The sequence below is a fragment of the Haloferax namakaokahaiae genome, from assembly GCF_042663225.1.
Classification (GTDB): Archaea; Halobacteriota; Halobacteria; order Halobacteriales; family Haloferacaceae; genus Haloferax; species Haloferax namakaokahaiae.
On the sequence record NZ_JBHTAA010000005.1, the window covers coordinates 602,698 to 626,800 of the forward strand.

Annotated in this window: 27 protein-coding genes; 12 read left to right on the forward strand and 15 right to left on the reverse strand. The window is 63.9% G+C overall.

Features of this window, described 5'->3' with window-relative positions; genetic code table 11:
• Nucleotides 1-2: 2 nt before the first annotated feature.
• Complete coding sequence (locus ACFQJC_RS10650; protein ID WP_390223311.1) at nucleotides 3-1,097, reverse strand: protein-glutamate methylesterase/protein-glutamine glutaminase; 1,095 nt, start codon at nucleotides 1,095-1,097, stop codon at nucleotides 3-5.
• Nucleotides 1,098-1,345: 248 nt separating this feature from the next.
• On the opposite strand from ACFQJC_RS10650, the gene ACFQJC_RS10655 reads away from it, so the two are divergent.
• Nucleotides 1,346-1,819 carry a chemotaxis protein CheW gene (locus ACFQJC_RS10655; protein WP_390223312.1) on the forward strand — a complete coding sequence of 158 codons (474 nt, stop codon included), beginning with the start codon at nucleotides 1,346-1,348 and terminating at the stop codon, nucleotides 1,817-1,819.
• Here ACFQJC_RS10655 and ACFQJC_RS10660 read toward each other — a convergent pair whose 3' ends face one another.
• Nucleotides 1,820-3,163 carry an MFS transporter gene (locus ACFQJC_RS10660; RefSeq protein WP_390223313.1) on the reverse strand — a complete coding sequence of 448 codons (1,344 nt, stop codon included), beginning with the start codon at nucleotides 3,161-3,163 and terminating at the stop codon, nucleotides 1,820-1,822.
• A gap of 126 nt (nucleotides 3,164-3,289) precedes the next feature.
• On the opposite strand from ACFQJC_RS10660, the gene ACFQJC_RS10665 reads away from it, so the two are divergent.
• Nucleotides 3,290-4,885 carry a uracil-xanthine permease family protein gene (locus tag ACFQJC_RS10665; protein ID WP_390223314.1) on the forward strand — a complete coding sequence of 532 codons (1,596 nt, stop codon included), beginning with the start codon at nucleotides 3,290-3,292 and terminating at the stop codon, nucleotides 4,883-4,885.
• A 102-nt stretch (nucleotides 4,886-4,987) separates the two neighbouring features.
• Here the strand turns inward: ACFQJC_RS10665 and ACFQJC_RS10670 are convergent, their stop codons facing one another.
• Together ACFQJC_RS10670 and ACFQJC_RS10675 are read right to left on the reverse strand one after the other, a co-directional pair.
• A complete protein-coding gene (locus ACFQJC_RS10670; RefSeq protein WP_390223315.1) occupies nucleotides 4,988-5,128 on the reverse strand; it encodes a hypothetical protein in 141 nt (46 codons plus the stop codon).
• Nucleotides 5,129-5,174: 46 nt separating this feature from the next.
• On the reverse strand, nucleotides 5,175-6,380 hold the full coding sequence (locus ACFQJC_RS10675; RefSeq protein ID WP_390223316.1) for a mechanosensitive ion channel family protein: 1,206 nt from the start codon (nucleotides 6,378-6,380) through the stop codon (nucleotides 5,175-5,177).
• 94 nt (nucleotides 6,381-6,474) lie between these two features.
• On the opposite strand from ACFQJC_RS10675, the gene ACFQJC_RS10680 reads away from it, so the two are divergent.
• The 3 genes from ACFQJC_RS10680 to ACFQJC_RS10690 all read left to right on the forward strand — a co-directional run bounded on the left by ACFQJC_RS10680 (nucleotide 6,475) and on the right by ACFQJC_RS10690 (nucleotide 7,893).
• Nucleotides 6,475-6,981, forward strand: coding sequence for a metal-dependent hydrolase (locus ACFQJC_RS10680; RefSeq protein ID WP_390223317.1), 507 nt, complete (start codon nucleotides 6,475-6,477; stop codon nucleotides 6,979-6,981).
• A 55-nt stretch (nucleotides 6,982-7,036) separates the two neighbouring features.
• Nucleotides 7,037-7,615: a peroxidase-related enzyme gene (locus tag ACFQJC_RS10685; protein WP_390223318.1), complete on the forward strand. Its 579-nt coding sequence runs from the start codon at nucleotides 7,037-7,039 to the stop codon at nucleotides 7,613-7,615.
• Nucleotides 7,616-7,698: 83 nt separating this feature from the next.
• Nucleotides 7,699-7,893, forward strand: coding sequence for a cold-shock protein (locus ACFQJC_RS10690; protein WP_390223319.1), 195 nt, complete (start codon nucleotides 7,699-7,701; stop codon nucleotides 7,891-7,893).
• A gap of 102 nt (nucleotides 7,894-7,995) precedes the next feature.
• On the opposite strand, the gene ACFQJC_RS10695 is transcribed toward ACFQJC_RS10690, so the two are convergent.
• Together ACFQJC_RS10695 and ACFQJC_RS10700 are read right to left on the reverse strand one after the other, a co-directional pair.
• The gene (locus ACFQJC_RS10695) at nucleotides 7,996-9,507 is read right to left on the reverse strand and encodes a cryptochrome/photolyase family protein (protein WP_390223321.1); all 1,512 of its coding nucleotides are present in this window, start codon (nucleotides 9,505-9,507) and stop codon (nucleotides 7,996-7,998) included.
• A 52-nt stretch (nucleotides 9,508-9,559) separates the two neighbouring features.
• Complete coding sequence (locus ACFQJC_RS10700; protein WP_390223323.1) at nucleotides 9,560-10,354, reverse strand: creatininase family protein; 795 nt, start codon at nucleotides 10,352-10,354, stop codon at nucleotides 9,560-9,562.
• A gap of 176 nt (nucleotides 10,355-10,530) precedes the next feature.
• Between ACFQJC_RS10700 and ACFQJC_RS10705 the strand changes: the two genes are divergently transcribed.
• Entirely contained in the window at nucleotides 10,531-11,334 is an 804-nt protein-coding gene (locus ACFQJC_RS10705) for a dimethylarginine dimethylaminohydrolase family protein (RefSeq protein ID WP_390223325.1), read from the forward strand.
• 50 nt (nucleotides 11,335-11,384) lie between these two features.
• Here ACFQJC_RS10705 and ACFQJC_RS10710 read toward each other — a convergent pair whose 3' ends face one another.
• On the reverse strand, nucleotides 11,385-12,989 hold the full coding sequence (locus ACFQJC_RS10710) for an acyl-CoA synthetase (RefSeq protein WP_390223327.1): 1,605 nt from the start codon (nucleotides 12,987-12,989) through the stop codon (nucleotides 11,385-11,387).
• Between the two features lie 76 nt (nucleotides 12,990-13,065).
• Nucleotides 13,066-14,187 carry a bactofilin family protein gene (locus ACFQJC_RS10715; protein WP_390223329.1) on the reverse strand — a complete coding sequence of 374 codons (1,122 nt, stop codon included), beginning with the start codon at nucleotides 14,185-14,187 and terminating at the stop codon, nucleotides 13,066-13,068.
• A gap of 185 nt (nucleotides 14,188-14,372) precedes the next feature.
• On the opposite strand from ACFQJC_RS10715, the gene ACFQJC_RS10720 reads away from it, so the two are divergent.
• On the forward strand, nucleotides 14,373-15,347 hold the full coding sequence (locus ACFQJC_RS10720; RefSeq protein WP_390223331.1) for an aldo/keto reductase: 975 nt from the start codon (nucleotides 14,373-14,375) through the stop codon (nucleotides 15,345-15,347).
• Nucleotides 15,348-15,430: 83 nt separating this feature from the next.
• On the forward strand, nucleotides 15,431-15,928 hold the full coding sequence (locus ACFQJC_RS10725; protein ID WP_390223333.1) for a hypothetical protein: 498 nt from the start codon (nucleotides 15,431-15,433) through the stop codon (nucleotides 15,926-15,928).
• On the opposite strand, the gene ACFQJC_RS10730 is transcribed toward ACFQJC_RS10725, so the two are convergent.
• From ACFQJC_RS10730 to ACFQJC_RS10740, 3 genes are read right to left on the reverse strand one after another with little or no spacing between them, the layout of a single operon-like run.
• Nucleotides 15,904-17,103 carry an MFS transporter gene (locus tag ACFQJC_RS10730; protein WP_390223335.1) on the reverse strand — a complete coding sequence of 400 codons (1,200 nt, stop codon included), beginning with the start codon at nucleotides 17,101-17,103 and terminating at the stop codon, nucleotides 15,904-15,906. The two genes, ACFQJC_RS10725 and ACFQJC_RS10730, sit on opposite strands and share 25 nt — an antisense overlap.
• Nucleotides 17,104-17,146: 43 nt before the next feature.
• Nucleotides 17,147-18,214: an iron transporter gene (locus ACFQJC_RS10735; protein WP_417377035.1), complete on the reverse strand. Its 1,068-nt coding sequence runs from the start codon at nucleotides 18,212-18,214 to the stop codon at nucleotides 17,147-17,149.
• Complete coding sequence (locus tag ACFQJC_RS10740; RefSeq protein WP_390223337.1) at nucleotides 18,214-18,882, reverse strand: SCO family protein; 669 nt, start codon at nucleotides 18,880-18,882, stop codon at nucleotides 18,214-18,216. The genes ACFQJC_RS10735 and ACFQJC_RS10740 overlap by 1 nt, the downstream gene beginning before the upstream one ends.
• A 101-nt stretch (nucleotides 18,883-18,983) precedes the next feature.
• On the opposite strand from ACFQJC_RS10740, the gene ACFQJC_RS10745 reads away from it, so the two are divergent.
• Both ACFQJC_RS10745 and ACFQJC_RS10750 read left to right on the forward strand, forming a co-directional pair.
• Entirely contained in the window at nucleotides 18,984-20,270 is a 1,287-nt protein-coding gene (locus ACFQJC_RS10745) for a DUF7405 family protein (RefSeq protein ID WP_390223339.1), read from the forward strand.
• A gap of 38 nt (nucleotides 20,271-20,308) precedes the next feature.
• Nucleotides 20,309-20,440: a hypothetical protein gene (locus ACFQJC_RS10750; RefSeq protein WP_390223340.1), complete on the forward strand. Its 132-nt coding sequence runs from the start codon at nucleotides 20,309-20,311 to the stop codon at nucleotides 20,438-20,440.
• Nucleotides 20,441-20,461: 21 nt separating this feature from the next.
• Here ACFQJC_RS10750 and ACFQJC_RS10755 read toward each other — a convergent pair whose 3' ends face one another.
• From ACFQJC_RS10755 to ACFQJC_RS10770, 4 genes are all read right to left on the reverse strand, one after another.
• Nucleotides 20,462-21,124: a cytochrome c biogenesis CcdA family protein gene (locus ACFQJC_RS10755; protein WP_390225591.1), complete on the reverse strand. Its 663-nt coding sequence runs from the start codon at nucleotides 21,122-21,124 to the stop codon at nucleotides 20,462-20,464.
• The gene (locus tag ACFQJC_RS10760) at nucleotides 21,124-21,681 is read right to left on the reverse strand and encodes a TlpA family protein disulfide reductase (RefSeq protein ID WP_390223342.1); all 558 of its coding nucleotides are present in this window, start codon (nucleotides 21,679-21,681) and stop codon (nucleotides 21,124-21,126) included. Before ACFQJC_RS10760 ends, ACFQJC_RS10755 begins: the two co-directional genes overlap by 1 nt.
• Before the next feature lie 132 nt (nucleotides 21,682-21,813).
• A complete protein-coding gene (locus ACFQJC_RS10765) occupies nucleotides 21,814-22,554 on the reverse strand; it encodes a thioredoxin domain-containing protein (RefSeq protein WP_390223343.1) in 741 nt (246 codons plus the stop codon).
• Nucleotides 22,555-22,625: 71 nt separating this feature from the next.
• Nucleotides 22,626-23,195 carry an NUDIX hydrolase gene (locus tag ACFQJC_RS10770; RefSeq protein ID WP_390223345.1) on the reverse strand — a complete coding sequence of 190 codons (570 nt, stop codon included), beginning with the start codon at nucleotides 23,193-23,195 and terminating at the stop codon, nucleotides 22,626-22,628.
• Between the two features lie 168 nt (nucleotides 23,196-23,363).
• On the opposite strand from ACFQJC_RS10770, the gene ACFQJC_RS10775 reads away from it, so the two are divergent.
• Together ACFQJC_RS10775 and ACFQJC_RS10780 are read left to right on the forward strand one after the other, a co-directional pair.
• Entirely contained in the window at nucleotides 23,364-23,555 is a 192-nt protein-coding gene (locus tag ACFQJC_RS10775) for a DUF1918 domain-containing protein (RefSeq protein ID WP_390223347.1), read from the forward strand.
• A gap of 34 nt (nucleotides 23,556-23,589) precedes the next feature.
• Nucleotides 23,590-24,018 (forward strand): RNA-binding protein, encoded by a 429-nt coding sequence (locus tag ACFQJC_RS10780; protein WP_390223349.1) that lies wholly within the window; start codon nucleotides 23,590-23,592, stop codon nucleotides 24,016-24,018.
• Nucleotides 24,019-24,103 lie beyond the last annotated feature (85 nt).

The following is a 24,103-nucleotide window of genomic DNA, read 5'->3' on the forward strand; positions in this document are numbered from 1 at the left end:
GGTCAGGAAGTGAGTCCGCGAAGTGCCTCTTCGGTGATGCTGCCGTCGGGTGCAATCGCATCGACGCACCCGGCCTCGATGGCTCGCTTGGGCATTCCGAAGATAGCTGATGTTTTCTCGTCCTGTGCAACGGTGTACCCGCCTGCTCGACTGATTCGCGTCATCCCATCGACGCCGTCGCGGCCCATCCCGGTCAAGAGAACGCCCGCGAGTGGCTTTTTGACGGTCTCTGCGGCAGAGGCCATCGTCAGGTCGATCGCCGGCTTGACGCCGTGAAGCGGGTCGTCGTCGGAGAGCGCAAGCCGGAGTTGTCCGGCCCGGTCGCCGGTGACGAGCAAGTGTGACCCGCCGGGAGCGACGCGAATCTGGCCGGGACCGATTCGTTCGCCGTCGGTGGCCTCTTTGACCTCGTACTCACAGCGCGCATCCAATCGCGTGGAAAAGCGCTTGGTGAATCCTTTCGGCATGTGCTGGATGACGAGGACGCGAAGCCCCGCATCGGCAGGCAGTGTGGCCAACACCCGCTCGACGACGTTCGGCCCGCCCGTGGATGCGCCGACGATAAGCGTCGAACCCTCGGGAAGCGAGTCGGCCGAAGTCGGCTTCGACGGCTTCGAGGCCGGTTTCGCTCGCTGGCGACTCGTCGTTGACGGACGTGAGCGACCCCGCGTCTTCGAGAGGTCAACCGCCGCGGCGGACCGAAGCTTTTCGACGAGTTCGCGCTTGACACGCGGCATCTCCGAGGTCACTTCACCGCCGGGTTTCGTGACGAAATCGACAGCACCGCGGTCGAGCGCTTCGAACGTCACGTCTGCGTCTTCCTCGGCGTGTGCCGAGAGCATGAGCACCGGTGTCGGGCATCGCTCCATGATGCCTTCGACTGCATCCAGCCCGTTCATCTCGGGCATCTCGATGTCCATCGTGACGACGTCCGGTTGATGCTCGCTGACCACCTCAATCGCCTCGCTGCCGTTTCCGGCCTCGGCGACGACCTCGACGGCACTATCTTCGAGGAGGGTGCGAATCAGCGTCCGCATGAACCGCGAGTCGTCAACGACGACTGCACGAGTCGTCCCATCTGAGACCGCCGTACTCATCTGGTGACCCCGTCGTCGCCGTCGTGAGCCACAGCTACCGTGGTGTGCTGGACCCGAGTACGCGCATTCATCGGAATTGTCAGTGTGCCGTTTCCATGACCGCTCATCTACCTCCGAGGTTCGGAAATGATGTATATAAACACTCGGCGAGAATAATCAGCCGTGATAATCGGGTACGTACCTTTATGGAGCGAATCTGTGCACATCGGGTAGACAGTGTGGCGGAGTCACTCGCCACGGAGTAGACCATGCGACAGGACGCTATTACCCCAGAGACGGCAGAGGAGAACGAGGACGAGGAAGAGGTCGCCGCAGAGGTGCAGGTGCTGGAGTTTCAGTTGGGTTCGGAGACCTACTGTGTCGATATCGAGTACGTGAGCGAAATCGTCGATAAAGGGCAACTCACCGCGGTCCCGAACGCACCGAACTACGTCGAAGGCGTCATGGACCTTCGCGGTCGCACCACGTCGATTATCAATCCGAAGTCCCTCCTCAACATCGACGAGGCCGGCGAGTCGAAACGCATCGTCATCTTCGACCCCAACAAGTTCCAAGACGAGGCCGCAACGGGTTGGCTCGTAGACGAAGTGTACCAAGTGGTTCGCGTCTCCATGAACGACGTCGAAGAACCACCGTTAGAGAAAGACGATGCCATCGAGGGCGTGATCAAGCGTGACGGCGAACTCGTCATCTGGATTTCGCCGGTTCACGCCATCGAATAATTATCCGAGCGCAACCGACTGCGTTCTTTCGCTCTCTGTTTTAGCCGACCAGACGAGGACGAGTGCGAGTGCGACGACGCCACCGGCGAGTGTGAACGCCACCTCGTATCCGGCGGCCGTTGCGACGACGCCACCGAGTGCCGACCCGATACCGCCGCCGAGGCTTGCGAGTGCGGTGTACGCACCGAGTGCCTCGCCACGAATTTTCGCCGGCGAGAGCCGAGTCACCAACCCGGTTGCGGTCACTGCGATGACCGCCCACGAGACGCCGATGACGAGGAACGCCACCCCGAGGGCGACCAGTCCGGTGGTCGCGGCGAACGTCGTCCCGACGAGTGCGACCACGGGGAAGGCGAGTCCGCGAGTCGCCAGCTCACCCAACTGGAGTTGCCGGGGGTCGTACCTCGCCGCGAGTTCGCCGACGCGAACGTAACTCAGTGCCGACCCGAGACTCGACAGCACGAATAGCACGAACACCTCGTCGGCCGTTCTCCCCGCATCGACGAGGTAGGCCGGAAGCGGGCCGAAAAAGACCGAGAACCCGACGAAAAAGAGCGTCGCGGCGGCGAGATACTTGCGCAAGGCCGGAGTGGTCTGTCGGCGGAGCGCGTCGAAGTCCATCCCGCGAAGTGCCCAGTACATCCGCGACGGGCCGTACGGGACGGCCCGCACAGAGCGCCCAATCAGGCCGGAGGGGCGGCGAATCGCGGCACTGACCCTGGCGAACCGGTTCGGAGACGTGGTCGGCCGCTCGGGGTACCACACGCGAACGACGAGCGCGCCGACGAGTGCCGAGAACGCCGAGACGACGAGGAACCACTGCTGGACCGTAACTGCGTCTAAACCGAGCAATCGAGGGGCGACGGCGGACCATATCGCACCGACGACGAGTCCACCGAGCCAGCCGTAGCCCTGGTAGTGATTGAGGACGCCGAATCGCCGTTCCCACTCCGTTTCGGGGACGCCATCGACGACGATGAGGTTCAAGACGGGCGCGGCGGCGGAGACGACGAACCACAGCACCGCGTTGGCGACGAGGACGACGAGCGGGTCGGTCGTGCCCGCAACTGCCGCGAGAACGAGTCCGGTTGCGACGAGTGCGACCAGGACGAACGGGCGACGACGGTTCGTTCGTGTGGCGAGTCGGCCCCAGATAATCGCACCTGGTGCGCCAGCGAACGCCGCCGTCGCGGCAATCAACCCGACGAGAAACGCGTCGGCCCCGAGTGCCAGCGCGTACAGTGGAACGACCAACGACGCGGCACCGACGGCGGCGTACCCGAACGCCCACCCGACGAGCCATCGGTCGTCGGTCCTGTTCGAACGGTCAGAGAGAGTAGTCACAGACGGTGAATGTCCGTCGTAAGTGAAAGATATTTCTCAAGAGTCACGGCGAAGCGTAGCAGATATATAGTCTCCATTGAATCGTGGCACAACCATGCGCAGATTCTGGCCACCGCATGTGGGGGGATGGTCGTGACGGACGACTCATCTTCTCGCTCGTTCGTTCAGTACGGTATCGAAGACAAACCACCCCTTCCCACCTCTCTCCTTCTCGGCGTTCAACACTACCTCACGATGGTCGGCGCGAACATCGCCGTCCCCCTCATTCTCGCAGGCGTCCTCGGCATGCCCCAAGAGATTATTCCACGGTTCGTGGGGACGTTCTTCGTCGTCTCGGGTGTCGCAACCCTGATGCAGACGACGTTCGGGAACCGCTATCCCATCGTGCAGGGTGCGCCGTTCTCGATGCTGGCACCGGCAATCGCAGTCATCGGTGTGGTCACCGCGAGCGGGTCGGGTGCGACGTGGCAGACCGCGTTACTCCAACTGCAAGGGGCCATCATCGTCGCGGCGGCGGTGGAGGTACTCGTCGGCTACTTCGGCTTGCTCGGCCGCCTTCGCAAGTTCATCTCGCCGGTCGTCATCGCGCCGACGATTGCCCTCATCGGGCTGTCGTTGTTCAACGTCCCGCAGGTCACGGCGGCCACCAACAACTGGTGGCTCCTCGGCCTGACGCTCGGTCTCATCGTCCTCTTCTCGCAGTACCTCAACACCAGCCACCCCGCGTTCAAACTGTTCCCCGTGCTGCTCGGCGTCATCGTCTCCTACGTCATCGCGGCGGCGCTGTCCGTCGCTGGTGTCATGGCACCGGGAACGCCGGGCTACGTCAACCTCGCGTCGGTCGCCTCGGCACCCGCGCTCATGCCAATCTACCCCTTCCAGTGGGGCTTCGCAGGCGGCGCAGGGACGATGACCGTCTCGCTCCCCGTCGTCGGCGCAGTCGCCTTCGGCATTCCGCAGTTCACCACCTCCTTCATCATCGGCATGCTCGCCGGCGTCGCGGCGTCGATGGTCGAGTCCTTCGGTGACTACCACGCCGTCGCCCGTCTCTCCGGTGTCGGTGCGCCGTCCGAGCGCCGCATCAACCACGGCATCGGCATGGAGGGTCTGATGAACATCTTCTCGGCCATCATGGGCGGTAGCGGTTCGACCTCGTACTCCGAGAACATCGGCGCAATCGGTCTGACCGGCGTCGCCTCGCGCTACGTCGTGCAGGTCGGTGCCGTCGTCATGCTCGTCATGGGGTTCGTCGGCTACTTCGGCCAACTCATCGCAACTATCCCCGGCCCAATCGTCGGCGGCCTGTACATCGCCATGTTCGGCCAAATCGTCGCCGTCGGTCTCTCGAACCTGAAGTACGTTGACCTCGACTCCTCGCGCAACATCTTCATCATCGGCGTCGCCATGTTCGCAGGTCTCGCAATTCCGGCGTACATGGGCAACGTCGGCAGCGCCGAAGCCTTCCGACAGGGCATGAGTCAGGTCGCGCTCGTCGGCCCGATTCTCAGTACCCAACTCATCGCAGACACCGTCTTCGTCATCGGTTCGACGGGGATGGCCGTCGGCGGTCTCTTCGCGTTCATCTTCGACAACACCATCGAAGGGTCGCGTGTCGAGCGCGGTCTCGAAGAGTGGGAAGAAGAAGTCGAAGACGAATCGGAGTTCGTCTCCGCCTTCGAGCGGTTCGGCAGCAGAAGCGAGACCTCTAGCTCGGCGGACTAACCCGACCCCGAGGCGTTCTCGCCCGATTACCCTTTTTTTTACGACAACCGACGGCTTCGACAGCGACGACCGACGACCCAGTCGCCACCGAGCGCAGACTGGTCAGTCTCCGCGTTGTGCCTTCGTTCTGCCGAGCGCGAGCAAGACGAGATAGCCGACGACACCGGCCGCAAAGAGCAGCACCGGAATGATAAACGGGCCGAACGTCCCGATGAGCGTGTCGAGCGGACCGAGTTGGAGCATAGATGGTCTTCGGAGGCGACGACGGTAACGTTCGCGGCTGATACCGTTACTCGTCGTCGAACGCGTCGTCGTAGAAGCCGTCGTCGGCGTCTTCGGCGTCGAACGTTTCGTCCCACTCGTTGCCGTTGCTGTCGCGTGTACCGTTCTCGGTAGCAGCCTCTCCGTTCGCCTCCGCGACAGCCTGTTCGCGCGGAGTGGCCACAGATTCGCGGTTGACGTGCACGTCGCGCTGCGGGAACGGAATCCCGATGCCGGCGCGGTTCAGGCGTTTGTAGATTTCCCGGTTGACGTTGTGGACCGCCTTGCCGCGCTTGAGCGGGCTGTTGACCCAGCAGACGAGTTCGTATTCGAGCGCGTCGGGTCCGAATCGACGGAGTCGCGCCCGCGGACGCGGCGAGTCGAGAACGAGCGGTTCGTCGAGGGCGAGTTGGACGAGAATCTCTTCGAACTCGTCGATGTCGGTGCCGTAGGCGACGCCGATTGGTACCTTCACGCGACGGCGACGATTCGGCGCAGACTCGTTGATGATTTTCGCTGCGTTGAGCACGGAGTTCGGCACCGTGACGAGCAGTTCGTCGCGGGTCAAGAGCGTGGTCGAGCGAATTCCGACTTTGACGACAGTCCCGGCCTCGCCGGAGTCGAGGACGACGTAGTCGCCGATTTTGTACGTGTCGTCGAAGTAGAGCGCGATACCGCCGAAGAAGTTGGCGACGGTGTCTTTCGCGGCGAACCCGACGGCGATGCCGGCGATACCGGCCCCCGCGAACAGCGGCGTGATTTCGATGCCCCAGATGTAGAGCAGTGTGCCGATGGTGCCGAGCGAGACGACGAGCGTCCAGATGTTGGAGAACACCGGCGCGAAGTCGTATCGGCTTCCGCGGTCTTTGACGGCCTCGACGAGGCGATTGACGAGGCGATTCAGCGCCCACGCCCAGACGACGATACCGATGGAAATCGACGGACGGCCGAAGAACGTACTGAGCGTCTCCGGCGGGATGAGCGTCTCGCCGACCGCGGGCGTCTCGGAGAACAGATAGAACCCGAAGAGGATGATAGAGACGACGATGGGCAACCGAAGTTCGGAGACGACGATGTTGTCGAGCGTCGTCTCGGTCTTCTTCGTGTAGTTGAACAGCACCCGAAGGACGACGGCCTCCATCACGAACGCGCCGCCGACGGAGACGACGATGACGAGGGCCGTCGCCTCGATGGCGGATAGCCCGGAGAGGAACGTTGCGAGATGTTGGCTCATACTCGGACACTCGCCGGGCCGTGAATTAACGATTGCTCCGAACGTGCGGGCGCAGAGAAAAGATTTTCATCGCGTCGAGCGCGAGACTCAGCCAATGTATCGATTCGGTCACTGGGGCGTCTCGCTGCTCGTGTTCGCGCCAGTCGGGTTCGCGCTCGTCCTCTCGGGCGCGCCGGAACTCGCGCTCGTCGCGGGCGGCGTGATGTGCTGGTTTGCGATGTTGCCCGACGTGGACACGCGAATACCGGTCATCTCACACCGCGGGCCGACCCACACCTTCGCCTTTGCGGCACTCGTCGGCGGCGTCGGCGCGGGAGCCGCGTATCTCCTCCTCCCGCCGCTCGGGTTCTCCACGGAGACGACGACGACGCTCGCCTCGTTCGGTTTCGCCGTCGGCGCGCTGACCGTCCTCGCCCACCTCCTCGGCGACGTGCTCACACCGATGGGGATTCGACCGTTCTGGCCGCTGTCGGACAAGAAGTTCACACTCAGCCTGTGGACTGCGGACAACAAACTCGCAAACTACGGCCTGTTCGGACTCGGCGTGTTCGCCGTCGCCGCGGCGGCCTATCTGAGTGTGGTGCTCTCAGCCGGGACATGAGTCGGCCGCGTTGACCTGAGGAATCGTTAAGGTCCGACCGGGTGACCGAACTGACATGGTTGATGCAATGCGACGGTTCCCGGTGCCCGACCTCGACGACCTCCCGGACGACCTTCGGGAGCGAATCGACGACGAGACCGAGAAGGCGGGCTTTACGCCCAACGTCTTCCTCGGGTTCGCCTACAAACCCTCCCACTGGCGGGCCTTCTTCGACTACTACGACGCGCTCGTCGAAGATACCGCGCTGACCCGCGCCGAAGTCGAGATGATTATCGTGGCCGTCTCGGGCGTCAACCACTGCTACTACTGCAACGTCGCCCACGGCGCGCTGGTTCGCATCTACGCCCGCGACCCGCTTCTCGCCGACCAACTGGTCGCTAACTACCGGACGGCCGACGTGACTGACAAGCAGCTGGCGATGCTCGACGTGGCGGTCAAACTCACCGAGTCCCCGGCGGAAGTCGGCGACGACGATATCGCTCGCTTGGAGGCGGTCGGCTACTCCGAGGAGGCGATTTGGGACATCGCGTCGGTGACGGCGTTCTTCAATCTGAGCAACCGTATGGCGATGTTCGCGGACATGCGACCGAACGAGGAGTTCCACACGCTCGGGCGCGAGTCCAAAGACGAATAACCCCGAAACTCGGCGCTATCGGGCAGTTTCGCGTCATTTCCGGCGGAAGTCTTATGTTTCTCTCTAGCCATTTTGGAGACGCAATGGCGAAAGGTAAGGTTGCGTTTTTCAAGTCCTCCGGGGGCTACGGATTCATCGAGACCGAAGATGCTGACGAAGACGTCTTCTTCCACATGGAAGACATCGGTGGTCCCGACCTCGAAGAGGGCCAAGAAGTCGAATTCGACATCGAGCAGGCCGACAAAGGCCCGCGAGCGGTGAACGTCACACGACTCTAATCGAGCGTCGAAGCACGGCTCTGAGGTATCACGAGCGAGTACAGTCCTTCATTTTCACTCGGTGAGCGGCCGCGCCGTCGGACGACGCGCGCCTCACGTCTCTCACAACGTCCCCGCACGACCGCGTTCACGAATATCCCGAGCGCGTTCGCGGATGGCCGTCCACTCCTCGTCGCCCTTGCGGTCCACGTGGGAGTACACGAGTCCCATGCGACCAGTTCCGCGGAGCACGTTCTCGTTCTCCTTCAGGAAGTCCCAGTAGAGCGCGTTGAACGGGCAGGCATCCTCGCCGGTCGTCTTCGAGACGGCGTAGGGACACGAGGCACAGTAGTCGGACATCTTGTTCACGTAGTTACCCGACGAGGCGTAGGGTTTCGAGGAGAGGACGGGAGACCCGAACGACCCCATGCCGACGACGTTCGGCGTCGTCACCCAGTGATACGCATCGACGAACCCGAGGTGGAACCAGTGGTTCAACTCGGCGGGGTCCACGCCGTAGACGAGCGCGAAGTTCGAGAGCACCATCAGGCGTTCGATGTGGTGGGCGTAACCGTGGTCGTAGACGTGGCCGACCGCTTCCGACAGACAGTGCATGTCCGTCTCGCCGGTCCAGTAGGCTTCCGGGAGCGACTCGGTCTGGTCGAGTTGATTCGCACCTGCCAACTCCGGCATCGCCCGACGGTAGACGTGACGCACGAACTCTCGCCAGCCAATCACCTGTCGCACGAAGCCTTCGACGCTGTTGAGCGGCACGTCGCCGGACCGATAGGCGTCCTCGGCCGCCTCGACGACTTCCGACGGGTGGAGTAACCCGAGGTTCAGTACCGCCGAGAGGAGCGAGTGGTTCAGCGCCCACTCGCCATCCACCATGGCGTCTTGATACGGGCCGAACTCGGCGAGACGAACCTCGATGAAGTGCGAGAGCGCCTGCTGTGCTTCCTCGCGTGTCACCGGCCAAATGAACTCTTCGTTCGACCCCCACGCGTCGGGATACCGACTTTCGACGAACTGGAGCACCTCCCGCGTGCTCTCGTCCGGTTCGAATCTCGGTACCTCGGGCGGCGTCCAGCCATCGGGCGGTGTCTCTCGGTTCTCGTCGTCGTAGTTCCACTCGCCGCCGGCAGGTTCGTCGTCGCCGACGCCCTCACCGCCCATCAGAATCCCCGTCTCGCGCCTGAGGTGCCGGTACCAGTGTTCTTGGCGATAGGTGTCGTCGTCGCCCGCCCACGCGTCGAACGTCGCCGGCGTCGTCAGAAACAACTCGTTTTCCACGACGGTGAGTTCGCCACCGCGGGATTCGACGAGTTCGCAGAATCGGTCGCCAGCGCCGTGGCTCGGCGGGTCCATCAGGACGAGCGAGGTTCCGGGTGCGGCCGCGTAGAACTCGTCCAATCCGTCGCCGAACGTCTCGGCTTCGATGTAGGTCACGTCGTACCCCCGCTCTCTGAGTTCGTCGCGGAAGTGACGCATCGCCGAGAACACGAGCGCGAGTTTCTGCGGGTGGTAGCGCATCCGCTCGCCCACTGCGTGCGCCTCTATCATGAGCACGTGGTCGTCGTGTTGGAGCGGCGTCGCGTCGGGATACAGTTGGTCGCCGAGCACCCAGACTGTCATACAGGTCCTTGGGGGGTGTCGAAAAGAGCGTGTCGGCCGTCTCTGTCGCAAATTATCGACGCGACCCCGGTTGCGGGTCTACGTGCGCCGGTGCCAGCAAGTCGTCGATAGGTTGGTCGTCCAGCCACGAGAGCAGGTTGACGAGTTGGTCGCTCGCGGCCTCGAACAGTTCCGCTCCGGCCTCGGGTGTCGCGTCGGTCTGGTCGCCGAAGACGCCGTTGTCGGAGTTCTCGATGGCGTCGTAGTACGTCCGCGCGCCGTGTTCGCGGACGTGGTCGGCCGTTAAGTCCACGACGCCGCCGTCGCGGGCGGGTTCGAGTTCGTCCTCGCGGACGAGGTCGCGGGCGATGTGCATAATCATCGCCGTCTCCTTCGGGCCGCCGTGCGGCCCGGGGTGGTCGAACAACTCCCGGACGAGACCGGGAATCGACTCGTCCCACATCCACTCTATCGCGTACATCGTCCCGTCGTCGCGGAGTCGTCGCCCGACCTCGCGGAGGTGTTGGACGTTGCCGCCGTGGGCGTTGACGAACACGACGCGGTCGATGCCGTGATACGCGAGGTTGCGCGTCATCGACTCCACGTAGTCACGAAACTGGGGCGCATCGACCCACATCGTGCCGTGGAACTGGCGGTGGTGGGGGCTGACGCCGACGTTGACGGTCGGCGTGCACAGATACCCCGTCCGCTCGGCGGCCTCGCGGGCGAGCGCCTCCGCGATGAGGTGGTCGGTGGCGAGTGGGAGGTGCGGGCCGTGTTGCTCGGTCGAACCGAGCGGGACGATAGCGAGCGACGCCTCTGCGACGTAGTCGCCGAGTTCCGGCCACGTCTGGTCTGCGACGTACATGCAGGTGACGACGAAGCGATGGGTAAAGAAAGCGCACCCGACGGCGAACACGTTGTGAGCACGTGGTAACTAATCCGCCTCGTGACTAAGTATTTGTATCTGCCCGTCGAGTATTATCTGTGAAATCAGATGCTATTTCGGCATTTTCCTCCCACTTCTCAACACCCGACCTTTTGATGGCTGACCCGGCGCACTTCGCCATCGAGTACGAGATAAACCCGCACATGGACAGTTCGTACGTCGTGGACAGGGCCCGAGTCCGAGACCAGTGGGAGAGCCTCCAACAGGTCTTCGAGGCGCTCGGACTCGACGTGTACGTGCTCGACCCGGTCGAAGGGTTGCCGGACATGGTGTTCACCGCGAACCACGGACTGTTCTTCGAGCGCGAGGGGGAGTCCCAGTTCCTGCCCGCGAGAATGAAGTACGAGCAGCGAGCGGGCGAAATCGATGCCGTCGTCGCCGAATTATCACGGACGGGTGTACACGTTCTCGACCCGCCCGAATCGGTCTTCGAGGGGTCCGGAGACGCGATGACTCACCCCGACGACGAGACGCTGTGGGTCGGCTACGGGCCGCGAACCGAGCGCGCTGCAGTGGACGAAATCGCCCGCATTACGGGGAGAGAGACAATCGGCGTCGAACTGTTGACCGACGATTTCTACCACCTCGATACGTGTTTCGAACACCTGACCGACGACGTCGCGCTCGCGTATCCCGGCGCGATTGCAGACGCCGACTGTCGGAAGCTGGAGCAGGCCTACGACGATATCATCGAAATCTCTCATGAGGAGTCCGGTAGAATGGCGGGCAACGCCTACTGCCCGGACGGAGAGAACGTCATCATCGACGAGGAAGCGGTCGAGACCATTCGAAAACTCGAAGAGTTCGGGTTCACCGTCCACCCCGTCGATACCTCAGAGTTCAGAAAGTCCGGTGGCTCCGTCTACTGTATGAAACTGCAAGTCCCACCGTCGATATAGAAAGACGACCCGGCGTGAAAAGACAACCCGGAGCCGGTCTGCGACCGACGTTACTTCTCTTGGGCCCGCAACTCGATGCGGCGAATCTTCCCCGAGGACGTCTTCGGCAACTCGGTGACGAACTCGATTTCGCGCGGGTACTTGTACGGTGCCGTCTCCCGTTTCATGAACTCCTGCAACTCGGTGACGAGTTCGTCGGAGCCATCGTAGCCCTCGGTGAGCACCACGTACGCCTTGACGATGCTCCCGCGTTCGTCGTGCGGGGCGGCGACGGCCGCGGCCTCGGTCACCGCCTCGTGCGAGACGAGCGCGTCCTCGACTTCGAAGGGGCCGATGCGGTAGCCCGCGGAGATGATGATGTCGTCGGCGCGGCCTTCGAAGAAGAAGTAGCCGTCTTCGTCGCGCGAGGCGAGGTCACCAGTTCGGTAGTAGTCGCCGGAGAACGTCTTTTCGTCCAACTCGGGTTTCTCGTAGTACGCGTCGAAGATACCGGGACAGCCGACGGGAACGGCGACTTCGCCGATTTCGCCGACATCCACCTCGTTCTCGTCCTCGTCGATGATGGTCGTGCCGAGTCCCGGCGTGGGTTTGCCCATACTGCCGGGTTTCACGTCGATACCGGGGTAGTTCGTGAGGAGCGCGACCGTCTCGGTCTGGCCGTAGCCGTCGCGCGGAATCACGTCGAACGCCTCGCGGAACGCCTCGATTGGCTCGCGGTTGAGCGGTTCGCCGGCCGACAGGGCCTCCTTCAACGCGAGGTCGTACGTCGAGAGGTCGCACTGGGTGAACGTCCGGTACTGAGTCGGCACCGCACAGAGGTGCGTGACGCCCTCTTCTTCCATGAGTTCGAGGAACGTTTCGGGGTCGTAGTCGCCGCTGTAGATGAACTGTGTCGCGCCCGTCGTCAGGCCGACGCCGACGGGACTCCAGAACCACTTGGCCCACCCGGTCCCCGTCGTCGCCCAGAGGAGTTCGTCCGAGAGGTCGTCGTCCGCGGTGACGCCCCACCAGTAGGGGGCGTTGACGAGTTCGAAACAGCGCATCCAGCGGTGGCGGTGGCGAACCGGTTTCGGCTGGCCGGTCGTCCCCGACGTGTAGTTGATGGACATGCCGTCTTCGGCCTTCAGGTCGGGACCGTCGTGCGACGTGGATTCGTCGGCGACGAGCTCGTCGAAGTCGGTCCACCCGTCGGGTGACCCCCCGAGCGAGACGAAGTTTTCGAGCGGCGTCTCGTCGCTCACTTCGTCCACCATCTCGACGAGCGACTCGTGGACGACGGCCGTCGTCGCCTCGCAGTCGTTCGCGCGGAACTTGATGTCCTTCGGCTTGAGCATCGACGAACTCGGCACGAGGAGTGCGCCGCGTTTGAGCGCGCCGAGTTGTACCGCGAACACGTCAGGGTCGCGCGGGAGAAGGTGAATCACGCGGTCACCCTTGCCGACGCCGAGCGATTCGAGCGCGTTGGCGAATCGGTTCATGTCGTCTCGAAGGTCGGCGTAGGCCCGCTCGTCTTCCCCGCCGTCGGCGTCACGGAATCGGAGTGCGACTCGCTCACCAAACGAATCTGCGTGCGACTCGATCACCGCCGGAAGATTGTAGTCGTCCGGAATGTCCCACTCGAACGACTGGAGTTCGGCATCGTAATCAACTGCCATAGTTCGACAGACAGAGACTACCATAATAATTGTTCGTCCAAAAAGGTGAAGCTCAGATGATGAGACGGTCCCGCGGTCAGGTCATTGGTGCGCCCTCTTCGGGACCCTCACCGGGGGTTCCCATCCCCTCGGTTTCGTCGCCGGACTCGCCGCGGAGGGCGAGGACGAACGCCCCGAGACCCACGAGGAGGACGAGGAATTCGAGGATGCCGCCGACGAACGGAACGAAGTCGAGGATGGCGACGATGAGCAGACCGAGAGCCAATGCGGCCCAGCGGTTCGCGTAGTCGCCGAGCGAGAGGAGCCACGTCCCGAGGACGAGCGCGCCGTAGATGCTCGCCACCCAGAGCACGACGAGGAACGCGATTCCGCCGACGAGCGACAGGGGAATGCCGACGATAGTCAGCAGTAAGACCAACAGGACGATTGGGACGCCGACGATAGCGAGTAAGCCGACGCCGCCGCTTCTGACTGCCTTCTTCGTGCCGAGTCCCGTCACGCGGCGGGCGAACCCGGGCGCGACGAGGACGACGATTGCGCCGAGGGCGACGTTGACGAGCAACCAGTAGCCAGCGACCATCCACTGCGGGATGATCGGTGCGTCGAACTGCCCGAACCCAGCAGACATCCCGAAGATGGACGGGCCAGCGATTTCGAGGTTGCTGACGCGAGTGGCCCCGCCGGTGACGGTCGCACCGTCGTCGATGGTCGCCGTCTCAGCGTCGTATTCGAGCGCCCCCGCGATGCGAGCGTTCGGGCCGACGGTGAGTTCCTCGGCACCGACGGTGGCGTCCCCGGCGACAGCGCCGTCGATAGCCACGCTTCCGGCACCGGCTTCGAGGTCGCCGCCGACGATAGAGCCACTCCGGAGGAAGAGCGCGCCGGCAGCGACGTTGACGTCGCCATCGACCGCGCCTTCGATGGTCACGCTGCCCGCGACGCCGTCGAGTGACCCGGTGACGCGGCCGGTGTTGGTGACGAGCACCGTTCCGGCGGCGAATTCGACGTCACCATCGACGATGCCGGCGATGATGACCGTCCCGCCGGTCGCTTGGAGGTCGCCGGTGTAGATTTCGCCTTCTTCGACGACAATCGTCCCGCCGGCGGTCGGTTCTTGTTGTGCGGCCGCGACGCCGACGAGAGACCCCAAGAGGAGTACCGTGAGGGCGAGTGCGACCAACGATTTTGCGATGCGCATGGAAATCACCGAGGCTATGCCTCTATCATATGATACGACGTATCGGGAGATAAAGCAACAATGAGTCTCTCAGACACGGAGAATGCTCGACAATAGTGTGGGCTCTGTCACGGAAGGTCGTCACGTTCGCGGCCACCCGTTTCCGGTTGGTCCACTTTTTTCGTCACGCCGCGTGAACGATAGCCATGGAGTACACGACACTCGGCGACACCGGGATGGAAGTCTCACGAATCTGTCTCGGCTGTATGAGCTTCGGCACTTCCGACTGGCGCGAATGGGTGCTCGACGAAGAGGCGGGAATCGAGTTGGTCGAACGCGCGCTCGACCTCGGCATCAACTTCTTCGACACAGCGAACATGTACTCGCAGGGCGAGTCCGAGCGCGTCCTCGGGAAGGCATTAGAGGGCCGCCGCGACGAGGCGGTCGTCGCCTCGAAGGTGTACTTCCAGATGGACGATGACGACCCGAACTCCGGCGGCCTCTCTCGGAAGGCAATCGAGCAGGAGGTGGACAACCAACTCGACCGCCTCGGGATGGACACCCTCGACCTGCTGCAGATTCACCGCTACGACTACGACACGCCAATCGAGACGACGATGCGCGCGCTCGACGACGTGGTTCGCCGCGGCAAAGCCCGCTACGTCGGCGCGTCGTCGATGTGGACCCACCAGTTCGCGGAGGCGCAGTACACCGCCGACTCGCTCGGTCTGGACCGCTTCATGACGATGCAGAACCACTACAACCTCCTGTATCGAGAAGAGGAGCGCGAGATGCTCCCCTTTTGTGAGAAGCAAGGCGTCGGCGTCATCCCGTGGTCGCCGCTCGCTCGGGGGTATCTGACGCGCCCCCACGAGGAGTTCGAAGCGACGACGCGCGGCCAGACCGACGAACTCGCACGACGGCACCCCTACTTCGAGGGCGGCGGGAAAGAGATAAACGAGCGCGTGCAGGAACTCGCCGACGAGAAGGGCGTGAAGATGGCCCAAATCGCCCTCGCGTGGGTGTTCGACAAGGAGTGGGTCGATGCGCCAATCGTCGGGACGACGAGCATCGAACACCTCGAAGACGCCGTCGAAGCCCTCGACATCAAACTCTCCAGTTCGGACGTTGAGTACCTCGAAGAACCGTACGAACCGGTTCGCGTCTCCGGCCACGACTGAGACGCTGCCTCGCCCGGTGCGGATTTTCACCTCACTCTCACCCGACGAGTAAGACACTTCACGCTCCACCGAGAGATTCGCTCGTGCTTCGCCGACTCATCGACCGGGCACGAGCCACCCCGTCGAGTGCGATTCTCGCCGTCGAGGTGGCGCTCGCGGGGTTCGTGCTCGCGGGCGTCGGACTGGCGTTCGCCTCGCCGTTCTCGACGCTCCCGTTCGCGGATATCGGTCTGCGGACGGCCGCGGCCGCGATTACCGCGCTGACGATTACGTCGCTCCTCGCGGCGTCCTACCGATTCGTTCGACTCGTGACCGGTCGCGGCGGCATCGCAATCGAATCGTTCTGGCGCGGACTCGAACTCATCTTCGCGCTCTTCGTCACCGGTATCGTCGCACTCGGCGTCCGACTCGGGGAGGCAGTGAGGGCGGCACCCACGACGAGCGGTGACGGTGGCAGTGTCTACGTCGGTCTCTTTCTCGCGTTCGTGCTCGCGGGCGTCGGTCTCGCGGTGCTCGTCTGTCTGCGCGCGATGTGGCGCGTCGTCAACGCCGAAATTCAGTCCGCGCTCGGTGCCGCCTGAGCGCCAGTTTGCGTATCGAGACGACGAACGGCACGGAGCGCGACGACTGCGATTGCGACTTCGGCGAGTCCGACGACCGCGAACGAGGGGAGGTAGCCGACTACCTGCGCGACCGTCCCGCCGATGATGAAGCCGGCGAGGAAACCCAGACTGCCGAAGACGTTGAACCCGCCTAGTGCCGCCCCGCGTTCTTCCGGCCCGGCGAGGTCGGTGACGAGTGCCATCGTCGCGGGCGCGACGAGCGCGCCGAAGACGCCAACGACGACCATCAGCCCCGCGGCGAGTTCGAATCCGGGGGCGAGACCGACTGCGAGGATGGCGACGCCGTAGAGCATCGACCCGGCGACGACGGGGACGAACCGACCGACGCGGTCGGAGAGCGTCCCGAGCGGGTACTGGAGCAGCGCGAAGGGGACGAAAAAGAGCGCGAGCACGCCGCCCGCAGTCGCGGCATCGACGCCGAAGGTTTCGCGGAAGTAGTAGACGCCGACGAGGGCGAAGAAGCCAGCCGTCATGCGGTCGATGAAGCCGAAGGCGTACGGGACACCGAACGCCGGCCGTGAGGCGAGTTTTCGAAGTACAGCGCCGATTCCGAGACGGGTCGAGTCGGGCGCGCGGTCGGAGACGGTGGCGACGAGGATTGCGACGCCGACGAGGACGGCCGCCGAGGCGTAGAGCGGAAGGAGCGGGTCGGCAGTCGAGAGTCGGCCGCCGACGACGGAGCCGAGTGCGGCACCGAGACCGATTGCGATGCCCGCCGCGCCCATGTTGCGGCCGTTCCCGCCCGAGAGGTCGGCGAGCATCGTAATCGCCAGCGAGAACGCGCCGATGGTCATCGCGCCGCCGAAGAGTCTGACGAGGAGGGCGACGAAGTAGGGAACGCCGAGACCGGGGAGGGCGGCGAGGACGACGTAGCTCACGGCACCGCCGAGAGCACCGACGGCGATGAGGGGCACACGCCGTCCGAGGGTGTCCGAGAGCGCACCCCACAGACTGGCGAAGGTGACGAACGCGGCGAACTCGGCGACGAGGAACCACATGCCGCCCGAGAGGTCGCCGTCGCCGCCAAGTGCGGTCACGAGGTCCGACACGCCGGGGTAGAGAAACACCTGCGAGAGCAGCACGCCCCACACGGCGAGTGCGAGGGTGATACGTTCACGGCGCGTCGCGTCCATGTTCGTCCCCAAGTTCTCGGTGAAAATAGACCTGTCTACACCGTCACGCGTTTCGCGGCACGAGTCGCGCGGGTTCGAAGTCGAGGAACGCGGTTTCGTAGCCTTCGTGGCGGGCGACTTGCGGCGGAACATCGACCGAGAGCGTCACGTCGTCGTCACCGGTGAGTCCCGCGACAGATGTCCCGTAGTGGAACCCCAGTTCGGGGTCCAATCCCGGCCGGAGTCCACCGTCGAATCGCGTGTCCGAACCGGATTCGACCGTCGCGGAGAGTCCCATACCGGGGACGACCAGGCTGTTGTAAGGCGTTCGCGGCGAGATGGCGAGGTACGGGTCGTCGCCGAATCGCTCGGCGTCGATGGCCGACCCGACGAAGACCACGTCGCCGCTCGTCGCGCGTCCGAGGTTGGTTCCGGGTAGCGAGTCGAGCGCGGTTCCGAGCGGGAGCATCTCCATCGACATGGGTTTGACCGCCCCGCGTTTGCCTTCGTCCTCGTCGAGCATCGTGTACTGGATGTCGTCTCGGTCGCGGGTCGAGAACTCGAAGTCGAGGGTCGCCTGCGCGGGGGCGTCGAACTTGTCCGTAAACGACCCGAATCGCTGGACTGAGGGTGCTCCGACTCCCACCGTCACGTCGTAGGTTCCGTCGCCGTCGAGTCCGAAGTTGTCGCCGTAGTGGGCACCCATTCGCTGTGAGAGCATCGGGTAGACGACTTCTTCGCTCACGAGTTCGCCGTCCTTCGCAATCTCGACCGAGACGCCCGTCTCGGGGACGACGACACCCGTCTCCGGCTCCCAGACGCTCGCCATGAGGTGGATATCGTCGCCCGATTTCACGCCGGTTTTCTGCGTCGTGAACCCATCTCCGTCGGCTTCGACGACCCAAAAGCGGTGCGGATAGCTGTAGAAGAGTCCCACGCGGAGGTCGCCGGCGTCGGCCATTCCGACCACGCGCATTCCCTCGACGTGCGTCGGGACGTACACTGCGTCGGGTCGATTCGAGACGACTGGCGGTTCCGAACTGGTGTACACTCGACCGAGTTCGCCGACGCACCCGGCGAGACTCGTCGCGGCGACGGTTCCGACCCCTGTGAGGAACCGACGACGGTTCATTATGCCTCTTTGAGCGCGTTCAGGTCGTCGATGAGCGTCTGTTCGTCCGGTTGCGTGCCGCGGTAGGAGCGCTCGACGTAGCCGTCACCGTTGACCAGCAGGACGAGACCCATGTGTGTGAACATGTAGTTGCCGTCTTCCATGGGTTCGTTCTTCTCGAAGAAGACGCCGAACTCGTCCTGCACGATGGTCTTCGCCTCGGCTTCGTCTTCGGGGCGGAGGAAGTGCCAGTTTCCGGCGTCCATATCGACGTTCATCTGGTCGGCCTCCGAGCGGAACGCCTCGGCGTCGTCGCGGGCGGGGTCGAACGTCACCGGATAGAACGAGACGTCGTCGTAGCCCTGGTCGAGCGAGTAAATCTGCACTTCGCGGAGGGAACTCACCAGCACCGGGCAGACGGTCATACAGTTGGTGAAGATGAAGGTATGAAAGTGCGGGCCGTCGATATCGCGGACGGAGACTTCGGTCCCGCCGAGCGGGTCAGAGAGCGTCACGTCGGGCACTCGCTGGCCCCACGCCGGATAGGGGAGCATCTCGCTGGTGATGTCCTCGTTCTCACGGGTCGGTTCCGGGAGGGCAACGTTCGGGTTGTCGTCGCCGCCGAGACACCCGGCCAATCCGACCGCTGCGCTGGCCCCGAGCGCCCGGAGGTAACTTCGTCGCTGCATTGGCACCTCTAGTCGCTCGGCGCTCAAATGCCGTTTGGTGTGTGACTCGAACTCGAACGGGACACCAGAACCCACTTGCTCACGAAGTTCCTAGCGAAAGTATGTTCGACGGGTCCGCCTCGCGCCGGGAGTTCATGAAAGCCGCTGTCGCCGCGGGCGGCGTGGCCGCACTCTCGGCCTGTCTCGACCGGGCACCCACCGCTCCCGTCCCGAGTGGAACGACCGACTACGGTTCGCTCCCCGAGCGCCAACACGCGTGGGACGACTTCACTCGCCGCGACGAGTACGACAACGTCGAAATTCCGCGCCACCACGTTCTCCTCTATCTGAACCTCGACGGTGACGGCCCGCCAACCGACGCCGACCGCCAGACGGTCGAATCTGCGCTTTTCGTCCTCGACCGGGCATACCAGCGAAGCAACGAGGGTCTGCTGTGGTCGATTGCCTACTCGCCGCGGTACTTCTCACGGTTCGACGACCCGCTCCCCGAGTCGCTCGACCTCCCGGAACCGCGGGCGCTCTCGTCGTTCGAGACGCCCGAATTCGACCGGCAAGATGCGCTCGTCCACCTCGCATCCGACCGCGCGGCGGTCGTACTCGAAGCCGAACAAGCCCTCTTCGGCGGGGTCGAAACCGCCAACGGCGTGGAGGTCGATGCCACCCTCTCGCCCGTGTTCTCGGTCGATTCGCGCCGGACTGGCTTCGTCGGCGTCGGACTGCCCGCCGAGAAACAATCGAATCTCAACGGCATCCCCGAGGGCAACCCGGTCCCCAACGAGTCGCCGCTGTTCATGGGCTTCAAGGCCGGGTTCAAGAAGAATCAGGCGACGGAGGACTACGTCACCCTCTCGGAGGGACCGTTCGCCGGCGGGACGACGAAACACGTCGCCAACGTCCGCCAGCGACTCGGCGATTGGTACGAGGAAGAGGACTACTATCACCGCGTCATGAAACTCTTCTCGCCCGCCCACGCCGAGCAAGGACTCGTCGATGGCGTCGGCAACAACCTCGGTGACGACAGCGGCATCGACGCCGTGGTGGACCGCATCCGCGACGACGCCCGCGAGTTCGGCCACGTCGGCCACGCGCAGAAGGCCGCCCGCGCCAACCGCGACGAAGACGGCAACGTCAAACTCCTCCGTCGGCACTTCGAATCGACCGACGACGGCGTGGCGAGCCTGCACTTCCCGTCGCTCCAGCGCGGCATCTCCGACTTCGAAGCCGTCCGCGAGGCGATGAACGGTGCCGACCTCACCGACATCCCGACGATTCGACAGCGGGTGAGCAACGGGATTCTGGAGTACATCTTCGTCAAACACCGCGGCAACTTCTTGGTCCCGCCGCGCAGTCTGCGGGCGTTGCCGACGCCGACGGGAGAAGCGCCCTAATCGTTTTACACACGCCTCGTGTAGCGTCCGAGAATACGATGGTCGTACTCGCGCAAACCGGACCCGAGCAGTCGGGGAGTATCCTCCAGTTCGTCGTCGCACTCGTGTTCTTCTTCGGGGCGTTTCCCGCGGTCTACCTGCTCGGGAGACTGTTCGACCGGGTGTTCTGAAAACAGCAGGTACGAGCGAAGTTAGACGTAGCCCAGGAACGTCAGTGCGAGCCAAATCTGCCAGAGACCGGCGAGCACCATCACGACGCCGGCGAGCGTCTGGACCGAGCCGACGTGTCTCGAAAGCCCGCGAACGGTGCCACCGCTGAGTGCCGCTAAAATCGTCACCACTCCGAGCGGGAGCGCCGCGGCGAGCGCGTACGCGCCGAGCGAGACGAGCGCCTGCGTCGTCGGAAGCGCAAGAGACTGGGCGACGACACCGAGGAAAATCGGAACGACACAGCCAGCGGCGGCCAGTCCGTACACCGCCCCGAAGATGCCGAACCCCGCCACCGAGGAGCGATACTCGGGGAGGACGACGTGTAGACTCGGCGCTCTGCCGGAGAGAAACAGCAGGCCGAAGACGACGAGCGCGCCGCCGACGAGCGGTTCGAACAGTGCGAGGTGTGGGGCGATTCGCCCGCCGACGAGTGTGAGTGCACCGCCAACCGCCGCGAGGACGACGAGGGCGGCGAGCGAGGCCACCGCGCCGCGAATCGCAGCACCGCCGACGTCGGCTTCGTCCTGTGAGAGATAGTACCCCACGTACCCCGGAAGCAGCGGATACGCACAGGGCGCGAAGAAGGTCCCAACGCCCGCGGTGAGTGCGAACGTGAGCGTGCCGGCGAACGCGGGGTCGAGTATCACAGGGTCTCCTCGATAGCCTCGCGCAGGTTGTCTTCCGATGCCAACCCGCGATGGGTCCACGTGATTTCGCCCGACGCGTCGAAGACGACGAGGTATGGGAGTCCTCCCGCGCGGACCGCACGCATGAGGGTACTTTCGGGGTCGTGGCCGAGCGTCCAGTCGCCGTCGTTATCGACCCACCACTGGCGGATGTCGTCGATGCCGAGACCGCCGCCGAGTCGCTCGTTCGTCACCGAGACGAAGGCCACGTCGTCGCCGAACTCGTCGTGCAGGCGGCCGAGCGACTCCATCTGTTTCTCACACGGTGCGCACCACGTCGCAAAGAGGTCGAGGACGGTCGGCTGACCATCGGTGGGTATCGTGGCTTCGCCGGCGGTCGAACCCGGTGCGTCGAGGGTTTCGACGCTGAGTGGGAGGGTGCTGTCGTCCGATGCGGCGTCCGCGCCGTCGCTCGCCGCGTCGGCGGTTGGGCCGTCGGTGCTCCCTCCCAGACACCCTGCTACAGCGAGGCCTGCAGTGGCCGCGAGCGCACCGAGGTAGCGGCGGCGCTTCACGCGTGGCCACCCCGTCTCGCCAATCGGTGTCGCGTTCCGCTCATTAGCTGTGGCTAGTGAATTGATGCGTAAAGAATCGCTGGTATTGTGCGCGAATCCTGCCCGTGAGTTGGTGTACGCGTCGAAAAAGCGTTAGCGGACGTTCTCGATGGCCGACTGGAGTTCCGACCACGTCGGCGTCACTTGCTCGCCGTTGACGAGGACGGTCGGTGTCCCACGGAAGCCGTTCTCGTCTACCGCCTCGGTGCGCATTGACTCGACGTACGGGCGGAACCGGTCGTTGTAGGCCGCCGCCGCGATCGAACAGCCGTCGAGGTCGGCGTCGTTGGCGAGCGATTCGAGCGTCGAGAGCGACCCCTCAACGTCGTTGCCGCCGAACTGGTCTTGGTTCTCGAACATGGTGTGGACGAACGAGAAGTACGCCTCGTTCCCCGCCTCTTCGTACACTTGATGCGAGGCCGACGCGCCGTGGTAGGACCACCACTTGTTGACGGGAATCGGAAAGTCGAACTGGCGGAACTGGACGATACCCTCCGAGATGTACTCGGACTCGATTTGCGGGAACACTTCGAGGGTGAACGTCTGACAGTGCGGGCAGGCGAAGTCCTCCCACGCATCGACGGTGACCGTCGCGTCATCCGGACCGAGCGTCGGCGTCGGTGCCGAACTCACTTTGCCTCTCGGGGCGACTTCACAATCCGTTCCGGGGATTGCGGTCTTCCCGCTTTCCGTGTTCGTACCGGAGTCGGTTCCGCCGTTGGAGGAGTCGGTGCTGGTCTCGTCCTGACCAGTTCCACCACCGAGACAGCCTGCGGTTCCCAGTGCGGCCGCGCCTGCAACAGAAGCAAGATATGCACGTCGAGATTGTCGCATACCCTCACGTAGGGAGGTTAGCACTTAGACCCAACGGGGCGTTCGACAGCAACTCGCACGGTCGTACGGGGTTACTCGCCGGCGACGTGGTCGTGCCACGCCAAGAGGTCGTTCCGGTCGCGGGTGTCCGGGGGGATGTCCGACAGGTCGAACCACCGCGCGGCAGAGATTTCCTCGTCGGGGTCTTCGACGACGAGTTCGCAATCGTCGGCGGCGCGCGCCTGGTAGATGGGCATGACACCCCACGTCTGGTGACGCGAGCACCGAATCTCGACGCGCGTCGCCATGGCGAGTCCGGCGTAGTCGGCGTCGATACCCGCCTCTTCGGCGAGTTCTCGCTGGGCCGCCTCACAGAACGCTTCGCCGGTGTGGACGCCCCCGCCGGGGAGCACCCACATCTCGACGCCCTCGTGGCGGACGAGGAGGACCTCGTCGTCGTCGCGGCGGACGATAGTGTGGACGCCGAAGGGAGTTCCCGTGTCTTTCACGCGACTGGCGAGCGTCCGAAATCGGTCGCGCGAGACGTGTTGGGTGTTCGTGGGTTCGAGGAAATCGGTGTGACCTCGTTGGAGTCGGTGATACGTCTGTTCGGCACGTTGGGCGGCCTGGTCGGCGAGGAACCACAGGTCGTCTACAACCATCGCTGTCCGAGACCGGCGCGGTTCGCAGACGCTCCCATCAGCATGGCTGGGACTTAGTACAGCCCACACAAATCGGCTTCGACACTCGTCGTAGGCTGCCGGCACAGCCCACGAACTCGGCCGGAGGCAACCACCGGCCTTTTATCCGACCGACTGATACAGCGGGGTATGAGCTTCGAGAAAGACGACAAAGTCGTTCTCCACGACAAGCACAGCGAATTCGACGGCGAGACCGGCACGGTCACGCAGGTCATCGAGAGCATGTTCGGCGAGCCGACCTACACCATCAGCTTCGAGGACGGCCAGGAAGTCGGCATCCCACAGGACCAGCTCGAAGCTGCCGACGAAGACGAAGCATAAACGCCCTTATTTCTCTCCCCGCGAAGCCCGTACTATGCCACGCGTCCCATTCCACTACGTAGACCTCCGCACGTTCTGCTACGAGACCGAAGACGAAAAGCGAGTGCTCGACGCCCTCCGGACGTTCCTCCCCGAGGACTTCGAAATCGACCGCATGGAGAACAAGGGCCACCACGGCGACCGAATCATCGTCTTCTCGGCCCGCGTCGAGCGCGCCGACGAAATTCGACACGTCCTCTCGAAAGTCCGCGAACTCCCCGATTTGGAAGGGCTCTTGGACGAACTCGACGACCGCGTCACCGACAACACCGAGTTCTTCCTCCGACTCGACAAGCAGGCCGCGTTCAAGGGTGAGGTCCGTCGCGGCGGTGGGCTGACGCTTCGTGCGAAGGTCGAAGCATATCCGGCGAAGAAAGAGGCGGCGGTGGAGAACGCTCGGGAAGCGTTGTTGGGTGAGGAGTAAGTGGAGGTGGGGCGGTAGTGGGTTTTGAGAGTGGGCTAGTCTCGATGGCTTCCAAAGCACCACCACTAACTAATGAGTGTCTTCC